The 11,887-nt window shown below is 47.0% G+C and carries 12 protein-coding genes and 1 riboswitch; of the genes, 6 read left to right on the forward strand and 6 right to left on the reverse strand.

Features of this window, described 5'->3' with window-relative positions; all coding sequences use genetic code 11:
• The first annotated feature begins 48 nt into the window (after nucleotides 1-48).
• Nucleotides 49-2,184 (forward strand): LTA synthase family protein, encoded by a 2,136-nt coding sequence (locus DCM90_RS03805; protein ID WP_370738408.1) that lies wholly within the window; start codon nucleotides 49-51, stop codon nucleotides 2,182-2,184.
• A gap of 122 nt (nucleotides 2,185-2,306) precedes the next feature.
• Here DCM90_RS03805 and DCM90_RS03810 read toward each other — a convergent pair whose 3' ends face one another.
• The 5 genes from DCM90_RS03810 to DCM90_RS03830 all read right to left on the reverse strand — a co-directional run bounded on the left by DCM90_RS03810 (nucleotide 2,307) and on the right by DCM90_RS03830 (nucleotide 7,329).
• Nucleotides 2,307-3,302, reverse strand: coding sequence for an NAD(P)/FAD-dependent oxidoreductase (locus DCM90_RS03810; RefSeq protein ID WP_109250019.1), 996 nt, complete (start codon nucleotides 3,300-3,302; stop codon nucleotides 2,307-2,309).
• A gap of 229 nt (nucleotides 3,303-3,531) precedes the next feature.
• Nucleotides 3,532-4,350 (reverse strand): Cof-type HAD-IIB family hydrolase, encoded by an 819-nt coding sequence (locus tag DCM90_RS03815; RefSeq protein ID WP_109250020.1) that lies wholly within the window; start codon nucleotides 4,348-4,350, stop codon nucleotides 3,532-3,534.
• Between the two features lie 55 nt (nucleotides 4,351-4,405).
• Nucleotides 4,406-5,248: an alpha/beta hydrolase gene (locus DCM90_RS03820; protein ID WP_109250021.1), complete on the reverse strand. Its 843-nt coding sequence runs from the start codon at nucleotides 5,246-5,248 to the stop codon at nucleotides 4,406-4,408.
• Nucleotides 5,245-6,504 (reverse strand): PTS transporter subunit EIIC, encoded by a 1,260-nt coding sequence (locus DCM90_RS03825; protein WP_109250022.1) that lies wholly within the window; start codon nucleotides 6,502-6,504, stop codon nucleotides 5,245-5,247. The genes DCM90_RS03820 and DCM90_RS03825 overlap by 4 nt, the downstream gene beginning before the upstream one ends.
• Nucleotides 6,505-6,528: 24 nt before the next feature.
• Nucleotides 6,529-7,329, reverse strand: a complete 801-nt coding sequence (locus DCM90_RS03830; protein WP_165815194.1) for an HAD-IIB family hydrolase — start codon at nucleotides 7,327-7,329, stop codon at nucleotides 6,529-6,531.
• Nucleotides 7,330-7,564: 235 nt separating this feature from the next.
• Nucleotides 7,565-7,654, forward strand: a riboswitch (TPP riboswitch).
• Between the two features lie 103 nt (nucleotides 7,655-7,757).
• Between DCM90_RS03830 and DCM90_RS03835 the strand changes: the two genes are divergently transcribed.
• From DCM90_RS03835 to tenA, 4 genes are read left to right on the forward strand one after another with little or no spacing between them, the layout of a single operon-like run.
• Nucleotides 7,758-8,339 carry an ECF transporter S component gene (locus DCM90_RS03835; protein WP_109250024.1) on the forward strand — a complete coding sequence of 194 codons (582 nt, stop codon included), beginning with the start codon at nucleotides 7,758-7,760 and terminating at the stop codon, nucleotides 8,337-8,339.
• A 22-nt stretch (nucleotides 8,340-8,361) separates the two neighbouring features.
• Nucleotides 8,362-9,780, forward strand: a complete 1,419-nt coding sequence (locus DCM90_RS03840) for an ABC transporter ATP-binding protein (protein ID WP_109250526.1) — start codon at nucleotides 8,362-8,364, stop codon at nucleotides 9,778-9,780.
• On the forward strand, nucleotides 9,777-10,430 hold the full coding sequence (locus tag DCM90_RS03845; RefSeq protein WP_109250025.1) for an energy-coupling factor transporter transmembrane component T family protein: 654 nt from the start codon (nucleotides 9,777-9,779) through the stop codon (nucleotides 10,428-10,430). Before DCM90_RS03840 ends, DCM90_RS03845 begins: the two co-directional genes overlap by 4 nt.
• Before the next feature lie 23 nt (nucleotides 10,431-10,453).
• The gene (gene tenA / locus DCM90_RS03850) at nucleotides 10,454-11,125 is read left to right on the forward strand and encodes a thiaminase II (protein ID WP_109250026.1); all 672 of its coding nucleotides are present in this window, start codon (nucleotides 10,454-10,456) and stop codon (nucleotides 11,123-11,125) included.
• A gap of 90 nt (nucleotides 11,126-11,215) precedes the next feature.
• On the opposite strand, the gene DCM90_RS09950 is transcribed toward tenA, so the two are convergent.
• Entirely contained in the window at nucleotides 11,216-11,392 is a 177-nt protein-coding gene (locus DCM90_RS09950) for a hypothetical protein (RefSeq protein WP_165815195.1), read from the reverse strand.
• Between the two features lie 223 nt (nucleotides 11,393-11,615).
• On the opposite strand from DCM90_RS09950, the gene DCM90_RS03855 reads away from it, so the two are divergent.
• Nucleotides 11,616-11,801, forward strand: coding sequence for an LBP_cg2779 family protein (locus tag DCM90_RS03855; protein ID WP_109250027.1), 186 nt, complete (start codon nucleotides 11,616-11,618; stop codon nucleotides 11,799-11,801).
• The last annotated feature ends 86 nt before the right edge of the window (nucleotides 11,802-11,887 follow it).

The following is an 11,887-nucleotide window of genomic DNA, read 5'->3' on the forward strand; positions in this document are numbered from 1 at the left end:
GTACACTAGTGTTGCATTTCAATAAGGGAGCTATTGCTTGTGAATCGCATTAAATACCTATGGAGTCAAACCAGCACCCGATTAGGATTTGTCACCCTACTAATCGGCATGTTTTGGTTAAAAACTCTTTTTGCCTACTTTATCGACTTTAATTTAGGGCTGGAAGACCCCCTCCAGTTTTTTATCGTCCTCATTAACCCCATTGCAACGACTGCATTAATCATTGGGTTAGCCCTCTATATTAAACCGGCCCGGCTGTTCTATCCCATTAGTATTTTTTTGGATATTTTGAACACCGTCCTACTCTATCTTAACGTCATCTACTTCCGCGAATTCACCGACTTCATGACCGTTAGTACGATGCTCGGCTACGATAAGGTTAACCAGGGATTATCCGGAAGCTCAATCGCCCTCACTAACATCCACGATATTTTTTACTGGCTTGACATTGTGATCGTACTCGTTTGTTTAGCCTTCCACTACATCCATATCGACCTCCGACCACTTAACTGGCGGGTGGGGGCAGCTTTTTCTTCCGCAGCCGTCCTGTTATTTATGACTAACTTAGGGATCGCCGAAATGAACCGCCCCCAGCTGTTAACCCGGATGTTTGACCGGACCTACCTTGTTAAATACCTCGGGTTAGACGCTTTCACCGTATACGACGGGATTCGTTCCCAGCATACGAATGAACTGCGGGCGACCGCTAAAAAGTCCGAGTTAACGAGTATTGAAGCTTTTACAGACAAGCACTATGCGAAACCGGATCCTAAACTCTACGGAATTGCCAAACATAAGAACGTTATCGTCATCCACTTGGAAAGCTTTCAGCAGTTCTTAATTGGCAAGAAGGTTAACGGCCAAGAAGTGACGCCGTTCTTAAACAAACTTTACCGGAGTCAGTCAACGTATTCGTTTGATAACTTCTTCCATCAGGTGGGCCAGGGAAAAACGAGTGACGCAGAAAACATGTTAGAAACCAGTACGTACGGACTTCCCCAGGGATCGCTGTTCGCCTCCCTCGGATCGGACAACACCTTCCAGGCCGCGCCGGCCATTCTAAACCAACGCGCCGGCTATACGAGCGCCGTTTTCCATGGGAACGTTGCCAGTTTCTGGAACCGGAATAACGTTTACAAAAACATGGGGTACCAGTACTTTTTTGATGCCAGCTACTACGATACCTCAGGTGACAAGGCGACCGGATACGGACTAAAGGATAAGCTGCTGTTTAAAGATTCAGTATCCTACCTGCAGCGCCTGCAGCAGCCCTTCTACGTGAAGTACATTACGGTTTCCAATCACTTCCCCTATTCCTTAGATTCTGAGGATACCAGCTTTAAAACGACGGATACGGGCGATTCTACGGTTGATAATTACTTCCAAACCGCTCACTACCTGGATCAATCCGTTCAAGAATTTTATCAGTACCTCAATAAATCCGGGTTAGCCAAAAATTCCATTGTGATGCTCTACGGTGACCATTATGGAATTTCGGACTCCGAAAACAAGAGCCTAGCCAAGGCTCTAAACGTGGATCCTGATGATTGGACCGACTACGATAACGCCCAGTTACAGCGGGTTCCCCTCATGTTTAACATGCCCGGATATAAAAAGGGCCGGGTTGAACACCAGTACGGGGGAGAAATTGACGTTCTGCCAACCCTGCTGCACTTGCTAGGAATTAGTTCCAAACGTTACATTCAGTTTGGGACGGACCTCTTTTCAAAGCAGCACGATCAAGTCGTTGCCTTCCGCAATAAGGACTGGGTTGATCCGGACTACACCTCTTTGTCCGGAACCATCTACAGCAATAAAACAAAGCAGGAAATTCACCCAAAGGGCAAGCAGGAAAAACAGATTAAGGCCGACCAAAAGAAGGTTAACACCGAGCTTAGCCTATCAGATTCACTAAACGAAAAGAATCTGCTGCGCTTCTACCACCCCAAGGGATTTAAGGCTGTCAACGCCGGCGACTACAATTACGCCAACGGTCTAGATAAGGCCATCGACATTGAGAAAAAGCTAGGGGTAAAATCAACCGACCTTTACACCGGTAACCGGGATCATACGACAACGAACTGGTATGAAACGGATGCCCCAGAAGTTGCCCATAAGAGTACCAACTCTAACCGGATCAAAATTACCAATCCGGATGCCAATAGTGCTTCCAACCCAAATTAAAAAGAACGATGGTGACATCCGTTTGTAAAACAAAGAAACCCCCGATGTTGGAATTAGTCCAATACCGGGGGTTTCTTCACCATTGAATTTGGCGGCCGTTCTTTTGGCTGATAACATTTGGCCTATTGGCTTATCATTGTACTGTGTAAGGGACTGCGCCGGTCAGGAAAGAACCGGTTCATAATGGCACTCACTGCGATTGGCGCCTCCCCAAAGGCGGTGGCAATTAATGCTTGCTTGCCTTCATAGTTGACGCCATCCCCAATTGCATAAATTCCCGGTTGATTCGTCGCCATCGTTCGATCAACGGCCAGTAAGCGCCGATCTTCCTCGAATTTCACCTGCCAATCAGCCATCACCCGATTATCTGACGTGAACCCGTAACTGACTAAGAGGTCATCCACCACTTCATCGTGCAATTCATTCTCCGTTTTAACCCGTTTTAGAGTTACGGAGATTTGATTATCCGGCGTCTCCGAAAGGGCCTTGATTAAAAACGGGGTTTCCACCGTTACCGTAGAAGCGTCCAGCACGTCGACGCTATGTTCTAAGGCCCGAAACTGGTCGCGCCGGTGAATTAAAGTCACGTGCTGGGCGACTTCATTTAGCATCAGGGCTTGATCAATGGCAGCATCCCCACCCCCGGCAACCATGACGTGGTGCCCCTTAAAGTGAGCTAAGTCGGCTGCCGTGTAAAATAGGTGCGTTCCTTCAACTGCATCAGCCCCATCAACCGTTAATTTCCGCGGGGTAAAAGCGCCGTTTCCGGTCGCAATTATCACCGTCTTGGTCCACGATTGTCGGCCGCCAGCCGTTATGAGGTAGCCGCCATCTTGGGGTTTAAGGTCTGTCACGGGGGACTTAGTATAAATATCCGTCTCAAAATCCGCCAGCTGTTCCTTCAGCCGTTGAACCAGATCACGCCCCTTAATATGGGAAAATCCCGCAACATCTAAAATTTTTTTTTCGGGGTAGAGGGCGTTAACTTGCCCGCCTAAATCCTCTAAACTTTCCAATAGCTGGGTTTTTGCGTTCCGCATTCCAGCATAGAACGCCGCAAACATTCCCGCTGGGCCACCCCCTACGATGGTGATATCATACTTGGTTAATTCTGTCATTAGTTATCAGCCTCACTTCATTACTTTCCTGGTTGAACCGGTTGGCCCTCACGCATCTCCGGCCAACTCAGCCAAAGAGTGTCTCACATCCGCCGACTCTCGGGCTAACGATGCTGATCATGCACTCTATCAGCTATATCGTCACCCGTTTCAACACTTTTTTCCATCATACTCCCACAGCCAAAAAAGAACCACACCGAACTTAATGGGTTCGGTGTGGTTCAATTAATTACCGGTCTAAAATATCAGGAAACGCCTTTTTTAAGTACTTCGCAATCCCATCATGATTATTATCGAACGTCGTCATATCATCGGCGGCGGCCTTGACCTGATCGGTTCCGTTAACCATGGCGACCCCGTCGCCAGCGGCTTCAATCATTCCCAAATCATTTTCGGCATCCCCAAAGGTCATTAGGTTAGCAAACGTTAAATCAAAGTGGTCAAGCAGCTGCTCCAACCCGACAGCCTTGTCCATGCCGTCAGCTAAGAATTCCATGATCTTAGGCTGCGACCGTACGATGTGGTAGTGCTTATGCATGTCAGGAGTTAACCGGTCTGCCACCTCATCCAAAACTTCCTGATTAGTTGACATAACGGCTTTACTATAATCCTGATCCGGCAGGTTTTCAAAGTCCGTTGGGACAAAATCCATGGGCGCCTTGAGCATCTGTTGATATTGAGACGGCGTTAAATCAGCGATCGGATAAACCTGCTCAAAATCAAGCACGTCGAGCGGATTCCCATTTTGTTTGGCAAAATCATAGAGGGGCTGAAGGTCAGTCTTACTCATCCCAGACCGGGCTAAAACGTCCTTGGTCGTGTTCTGAATGACTAGTGCCCCGTTAAAGGTAATGGTGTAATCATCATCATTCGTTAATTGTAATTGTTCGATGTACTTCCAAATGGCATTGATTGGCCGACCCGTACATAAAACAATTTTTTTACCCGCTTCATGCAGCTTAATGAGTGCCTCCGCGGTCTTCGGTGAGATTTGTTTGTCCGTTGTTAAGAGTGTTTCATCTAAATCTAACGCAATCATCTCAATCATGATTATTCCTCCAATTTGCTTACCCGTTTATTTTACTCTTTCAGAATTCGTCTGACTAGTTTGGTTTAGAACTCGACTTTGGTTTGCCCGTCAGCAAATACTGCTCCATTAGCTTAATGATTTGCGGATTTTCGGGGAGGTCAGCGTGATTAGACGTTGATCCCGTTACCGTAATCTCCGTGTAGTGTTTGACAGAACCTTGAAATACATTACGGCCGAGTGCCACACTGCTATCGGGCACAATCCCGTCACTCTTCAGGGAGGTCCCCCCCGCAACGGAATAAACCGTAAGCGAGGACGGCAAGTAAAGCCGCTGCTTATAAAGCGTGTTATACATCCCGGTTTTAACGTTCCGGTCCTTTTCCTCCATGTTAAACGGTGATCCAATTGCCATTAACCGATCGGCCGTTACATTATACTTACTGAGGTTTTCCTCCATAAATAGCGTCAGAATCAGTCCGCCATTTGAATGGCCCAACGCCGAAAAATGGTTGAATTGGTAAACTGACTGAAGTCGTTTGAACGCAATATTAAACCATTTAGCCTGCTGATAAATATTTTGTTCCCCGTCGGCACTATTCTCAAAGCCCACCACAATGATGGGTTGAGGATCTCGAGCCCGAATTTTCCCCGAAAACTTCAGCTGCCCGTCGGTTTTAACGAGGACCCGCAGCAAGCTGTGCTTCACGGTAGTTTTCTTATTCAATTCAGTGACTAACCCGTCGTACCGGTTCGGAGTCGCACTGGATCCTGGAACCATAATCAACGGTGCCATATAGGTCTTTTTACTCGTCTTAAAGGCCTCCGTCTGCTTAGACAGAGTTAGATAACCCGGCAAAAAAAGGAGGACGCAAAGGCCAAACAGGAGGAGCCACCAACCGTAACGTTTCTTAATCATTCGCTTCGCCTCTCTTCAATCCGCCCTTGAAGCCGTGCGTTCCACTTAACGAACGGGTAATAAATCGCCACGGAAACTAAAAGGCAAATCAATCCCACAATTAGCCCGCTAAGGTGACCGCCGGAGCCAAAGAACCCTTGAAACGGACCGGGAATCGCATTGTATAATGGATAAACCACCGGAACTAACCACCCCAGTTTTAACAGTCCAAAGGCGATTCCAATGCTAGCCAGAGGCGCCAGTAAGAACGGAATTCCATAGACCGGATTCAACACAACGGGGATCCCCACTAACAGGGGCAAGTTTAAGTTTCCTAACCCGGGAACTAAACTTAACCAGGTGATCCGGCGCTCGTGGTGATCATCTGAGGCCAGCAAAATGGCAATAATTAACCCCAGTGTCATTCCGGGTCCCCCAAAAGTCGCAAAGGTATCGACAACCGTATGAAACGTGACGGGATATGGCAAATTTTTCAAAGAATCGTGCGTGATAACGTAGGCGAAATTTTCTAAGGAACTGACCACGTCATTGTTATTGATGGCTAACGGGCCGTTAAGTCCAATCAACCAATAAAAACCATTCAGTAAACTCTCCCCCAGCATGGCCAAAAGTTTCGTGGTTGACTGAAAGGGATAGGTTAAAAACCGGTAAAAGACGTTTACCAATCCGGTAGTCACAAACTCCCGTACTAGCAACCCGATCCCCGCGAATAAAATGACCATCCCAAGGGCCCATCCCCGAATGGTATTTTGGGTGGTAATCGAGTCCGTACGGTGATTAGCCAGACGTATGATCCAACCCACAAAGTAACCAACCATTACCGCTAAAAAGAGTCCTTTATACCCAAGCGATGCCCCATAGAAAGTCGCATTCGAACCAGATAGCGAACTCGTATTGAGCATTAAATAACCGGCTACAGCGGTAATTCCAACCCACCGTTTATGATCACCCGAAAACCGGGAAACCCACTCTGCTGTTACGTAACAACCCATGATTGCAATTAAGTGGGCGGGAATTTGTTGTAACAGTTGAAAAAACGTCCGCCACACCGAAAGTCCGGGCAGCCAATTTTTCACTCCAAGCGTTTGGTAGTAGTATCCGTTTGACGTTAAGCATCCCTTAACCACTAATTCCGCCATGGCACTTAGCCACACGAGCGGAAAAATGACCGTTAGGATCCGTTTCAACAGGAAGTATGTATCGCTGCTTAACCAATCGACTAACCCGTTTTCAATTAATCCCCAGAACTGTTTCATCTCCGTTTGCACTCTTTTCCTAACCTAATACATTAACCGCAGCGCCGTTTTTAAGACTGAATCGTCGTTATTAGAAGTTAACAGAATCTCCGAAGCCGCCCGTTTCGCCGCATCAGAGGCGTTCTCAACGGCAATACCAGTTCCCGCCAGTTCAAGCAGGGGAACGTCATTTCCAGCATCTCCAAATGCCAACACCTCGGTGGGTTCAATCTGCCACTGATCCATGAGGTGCGAAACAGCAGACGCCTTTGAGATTCCGGCTAGCAAGACATCCATTCCCCCTAATCCACTGGGAGTTGCTACGAGCCGGCCCTTAAATTCGCGGTTAAAGGCGTCTGCGTAATCATTAACATCATCCTGCAGCCAAGTTAAGTCCAATTTTAAAATGGGTTCCGGAATCTCCGTCCAATCGTTGACATGCGTTAAATTCTCGTAGTAATACTGGGAAGCCTTAAACCGGTCACCGTCCTTTGGCAATTTGGTGTAGGCCCGGTTAGCTCCCGCCAAGATCACGTATGGTTCCGCTAGCTGATCCGTGGTTTCAATCCACGTCACTGCCTCCTGCCACAAAGAATCCGGAATGGGAAAACTGCGTCTAACTTCATCATCCTGAACAATAATTGCCCCATTTTCGGCGACGGTCGTAAGCGTTGGGTAACGTTTAAATAACTTCTTAACGTGGGAAACGGGGTCGCCGGTTGCCACAACAAAGTGCCCATCAGCATCCGCTAGCTGTGCGACCAATAAATCCATTAATTCCACATTAAATTCACCATCGTCACGTAACAATGTTCCATCTAAATCTGTTGCGATCAATTTGATCATGGTCCGTTTTCCTCCTCGGATCGACATCTTAACTCGATTATAGCAGGTCTAAATCAAAAGATGTTGTTGCAACGATTATAAATCAGAAGCTGCTAACGTCCCAAAACAAGTTGGATTATCGGTTTCCGTCAACGTGTAGTGAAGAGTTCCATCCCCTGCGATATTCGGCGGTGAGTTTTGCGCTTCTTTAAATTTTTCTTTACAGTCAGAGTTTAATCGGTTAATCTATGGGTATCGAAATTATCTGGGGTGCCATTTGGCTGAGATCAAACCCATTGAACCTGATCTGGTTAATACCAGCGAAGGGAGATGCGATCACATCATAACCTGCTATGGACAGGACCCCACTGGATAAGTGGGGTCTTTTTTCGTGCATTTAGCGGGGCGTACACTAGCCGTTTCGAAAAAATTTTTTTGGAGGCTTTACCATGTCACATTCAAGTTCATGGCATCTTCGTTCCATCATTTTATTAGCACTCATTAGTTTATTCTTCGGGGTTATTTTTTGGGTAATTAGTCCCCTGTATGATGTCTTAACGGCAATCTTAACCCCCATGGGGCTCGCCCCATTTGCCAATGAAATTCTCATTGGGGTGTGGTGCATGGCGGGTCCCGTAGCGGGATACCTGTTAAGAATCCCTGTCGCCGCCTTTCTTGGTGAATTTATTGGGGCCGCCGTTGAAATGCTACTCGGCAGTCAGTGGGGCGCCAGTGATTTAATTGCGGGCGCCATTCAAGGGGTTGGCTCAGAACTGGGGTTCACCCTAACTGGTTACAAACGGTATAACTGGGGCACGCTATTATTAAGTGCCGTAACCGTTACCCTTGTCACCTTTGGCTGGGACATGATCAAAAATGGTTATGGATCCTACCATCTGCCCCTATTGTTAGGTCTGCTAGCCGTCCGATTTTTATCTAACTTTTTCTTTGGCGGCGTACTAACAAAGGCAATCGTTAACCTTCTCGACCGGGCCCACGTCCTGGGAACCGGAGCAACACCCCAAAATTAACTGATGAGAAAGGATGGTTAACTTGGTTAATGTGACCGTTCATGATTTTACCTTTCAATATGACCATGCTCCCCGCCCCACGTTAAACCACGTTAACGTGACCTTCCCGGATCACCGCTTTTCCTTACTATCAGGGCCATCGGGAACTGGTAAATCTACACTGCTGAAAAGTATTGCCGGATTATACCCTGAGTTTAGCGGCCACCAATTATCGGGAACCATTACACTTGGTGAACATGCCGTTTCTGATATTGCGGCCAGTCAGCGATCCTCACTAGTCACCCTTTTATTTCAAGATCCAAACCAACAATTTGCGATGGACACCGTTGAGCATGAATTAGTCTTTGCACTAGAAAATTTACAGGTTCCCGCAAATGAAATTAATGATCGGCTAGATAAAGCCCTCGCATTTATTGGGATTTCCCAGCTGAAGCACCGAACCCTAACGCAACTTTCCGGGGGGGAGAAACAAAAGGTGGCGCTAGCCATTATTGTGGCCATGAACAGCCAGGTTATTCTGTTAGATGAACCGTTTGCCAGCGTTGATCCCGAGGCTCGACATAGCTTGCTCCTCAATCTAAAACGGCTGGTCAACCAAGGAAAAACCGTCATTTTAGCTGATCATGACCTAACGGAGTACGAGACCATCGCTGATAACGTGTTTGCATTAGATTCTGCTTCTCGCCAGATTAAGGAATTGGATCGGGATGAACGGTACCAGCTATTTCAACCCTTTACTAGGCCCCTAAGCCAGCAGTTTTCATTGCCTCAACAACAACCAGAAATGATGTCCGTTCAAGATTTAAAACTCGTTCAAAACGGCCGGCTGCTGCTTGGACCTAGCACCTTTGCCCTAATGGCCCACCGCGCAACCTTAATTACGGGAGCCAACGGGACGGGAAAATCCACCTTTTTTTCGGCACTCACCCGACTAACTAACTATACGGGGCTCATCACCTACCAACAAAAAAACATTCAAAAAATCCGCCGGTCCCGATATGCCACCACCGTTAACCTTATGTTTCAAGATGCTGAAACCCAGTTTGTTAACGTCACCGTTAACGAAGAGTTAGCGCTCTCGATCAAACACAGTCAAACCAATTTTTATACTCAGCACCGAATCGACAGTATGCTAGCCGATTTAAACTTGACCGAGCACCGCAATCAAGTTTTGTATAGTTTAAGTGAGGGTCAAAAAAAGAAGGTTCAGCTAGTCTGCATGCTAATTATGGGGGCTCCGGTTTTATTACTCGATGAACCCTTTAAAGGATTAGACTATCAGTCCCTTCAAGTGGTGGCCCAACTGCTTAAATCGGCAATGACCGAACTCGGTCAGACCCTCATCGTTATCAGTCACCAATTAAACGGGCTTGATGGACTCTTCAATTACCACCTTCAACTAAGGGACGGCCAATTCAGCTATCAGGAGGCATTAGGATGAACCCAACGGTGAAGTTAACCTTAATAATGGTCCTAGCCTTAGAAATCTCATTTACCCAATCCATTACGATGAACGTCATCCTCACCCTTTTGGGGTTAATATACTTACTGATTCATCGGATTCGCTGGCAAACACTGTTCTATTTTCTAACCATTCCGGGACTTTTTGCTGCGGCCTTAGTTTGGTCACTGCTTTACCAAGGAACCGCCACTAACCACTTTGCCGGCGTTATTTTCTCACGGATGTACGCCTACGTTTTTTTAGGGGGCGCCTTCTCATTAACTACGACACCTTACCAGTTAGCACAGTCCCTGGAGCAAAATGCCCATTTACCAACCAAATTTGTGTACGGCATTTTAGCGGCGGTTAACATGCTGCCACGGATTCGCCGCGAGGTCGCCACCATTCGGTCGGCCGCCCAAATGCGTGGCGTTACCCTCCACTTTTGGTCCCCCGTCCTCTACTTTAAAGCTATTCTGGCCGCTTTAAAATGGTCGGAAAATACCGCCGAGGCCATGACCTCACACGGATACGTTGAGGATACTCCCCGGAGTCACGTAATCACTATTTCAATTTCTCGCTGTGATTACGTTACCGCCGTGAGTCTATTCATTCTCCTCCAAGGAATTCTTTTTCTACCCGTTCCGTAATATATATGATTGGAGAAATCACCATGTTGTTTACAGTTCAAGCCCATAAAGCTACCGAAGCGATCTGGCAAGCATCTAAGGATCATCCCTTTATCAAGCAGCTCCAGGCGGGAACCCTTCCCATTGAAACCTTTCGTTTTTACCTTCTCCAGGACCGCTACTACCTTGAACAGTTCGCCAACATCCACGAGCAAGCTGCCCATCAGGCCCGGGTTCCCGAGGTTGCCCAACTGCTTTCAAAGGGTGCCGAGGGACTCAGGGAAGGTGAGATTGCGACCCGTAAAACCTACTTTAGTCAACTAGGGATCACTGCCAAAGAAGTTGAACAAACTCCGGTTGCCCCTACCGCCTACAATTACACCTCGCATATGTACCGCGCCCTCCTGTTAGATGGTGTTTCAGGTGCCGTTGCTTGCCTGCTTCCGTGCTATTGGCTTTACGCCGAAGTTGGCCAAACTCTTAAAAGCACGGGATCCCCGAATCCCCTTTATCAGCAGTGGATTGATGACTATACCAGTGAGGACTATACCAGCAGCATGACCAGCCAGCTCCAGTTGGTAAACCGATTAGCAGATCAAGCCGATCAACTCACGTACCAGCATATGCTTCAGGCCTTTAAAATAAGCAGTTTATACGAACTAGATTTTTGGCAGATGGCCTTAGATCATGAACAATGGCCCCTAGTTCAGTCATAAAAGGACGGTCCACCAAGTCGATTGACCTGGCGGACCGTCCTCTTTTACTACCTTGGAGTTAATGATGAACCCCCACAAACAAGCCGTGCATTAAACACGGGATCCGTTTGATGGTTCTGAGTGTGAACCAGTTGGGGCCACCTGCTCCGTGTGGGGAGTTTGGGTTTGGCCTGGCTGGCTTGGGGCGTGAGCATCCACCGTTGCTAACGGAACTCCCGCAAAAACCACTGCGGCAATTAATGCTAATATCGTCGCCTTTAAATTCATTCAGTCACCTCGTTGATAAAATCCGTCCGTTTTGTATGCTTCCTACTTTACCGAAAAAATATATCAAAATCGTGACAGTCGGGTAATAAATGTTTAACAAACTGTTACAGAAAGCTGTTTTACCCCAAACGCTTAACGTCAAAAGGAATAATTCATGTCACTTTTAACGAACTTCGCTATAATAGAGGTATAGAGTTTACTAATGTACGCGGAGGGAATATTTATGAGTGAAGGTTTAACCGATATTGCAGAACAAATCATTGCCTACCAAAAGAAACACGATAAAACCGATGCCCAAATGGCATTCGATTCTCGGTTATCAGTTGAAAAATACCATACCATTAAATCAGGGGAAGCTAAACCAACTCCTGATGAGTTAGCCGCCCTGGAACGGGTCTTAAGTAAGTAAGTAAGTTTACGTTAGCTGGGGATTGGAACAAGTTAAACCACGTCAAATAGGGACGAAGATCGAATGTGATCCTCATCCCTATTTTT

Origin of the sequence: Levilactobacillus bambusae (assembly GCF_003124125.1) — a bacterium.
In the GTDB taxonomy this organism is placed as follows: domain Bacteria; phylum Bacillota; class Bacilli; order Lactobacillales; family Lactobacillaceae; genus Levilactobacillus; species Levilactobacillus bambusae.

Excerpts from the sequence above, each read along its gene's own strand:
- DCM90_RS03810 (WP_109250019.1), bottom strand. The coding sequence starts at position 3,302 with ATGACAGAATTAACCAAGTATGATATCACCATCGTAGGGGGTGGCCCA.
- DCM90_RS03815 (WP_109250020.1), bottom strand. The coding sequence starts at position 4,350 with ATGATTGAGATGATTGCGTTAGATTTAGATGAAACACTCTTAACAACG.
- DCM90_RS03820 (WP_109250021.1), bottom strand. The coding sequence starts at position 5,248 with ATGATTAAGAAACGTTACGGTTGGTGGCTCCTCCTGTTTGGCCTTTGC.
- DCM90_RS03825 (WP_109250022.1), bottom strand. The coding sequence starts at position 6,504 with ATGAAACAGTTCTGGGGATTAATTGAAAACGGGTTAGTCGATTGGTTA.
- DCM90_RS03830 (WP_165815194.1), bottom strand. The coding sequence starts at position 7,329 with ATGATCAAATTGATCGCAACAGATTTAGATGGAACATTGTTACGTGAC.
- DCM90_RS03835 (WP_109250024.1), top strand. The coding sequence starts at position 7,758 with ATGTCACATTCAAGTTCATGGCATCTTCGTTCCATCATTTTATTAGCA.
- DCM90_RS03845 (WP_109250025.1), top strand. The coding sequence starts at position 9,777 with ATGAACCCAACGGTGAAGTTAACCTTAATAATGGTCCTAGCCTTAGAA.
- tenA (WP_109250026.1), top strand. The coding sequence starts at position 10,454 with ATGTTGTTTACAGTTCAAGCCCATAAAGCTACCGAAGCGATCTGGCAA.
- DCM90_RS09950 (WP_165815195.1), bottom strand. The coding sequence starts at position 11,392 with ATGAATTTAAAGGCGACGATATTAGCATTAATTGCCGCAGTGGTTTTT.
- DCM90_RS03855 (WP_109250027.1), top strand. The coding sequence starts at position 11,616 with ATGAGTGAAGGTTTAACCGATATTGCAGAACAAATCATTGCCTACCAA.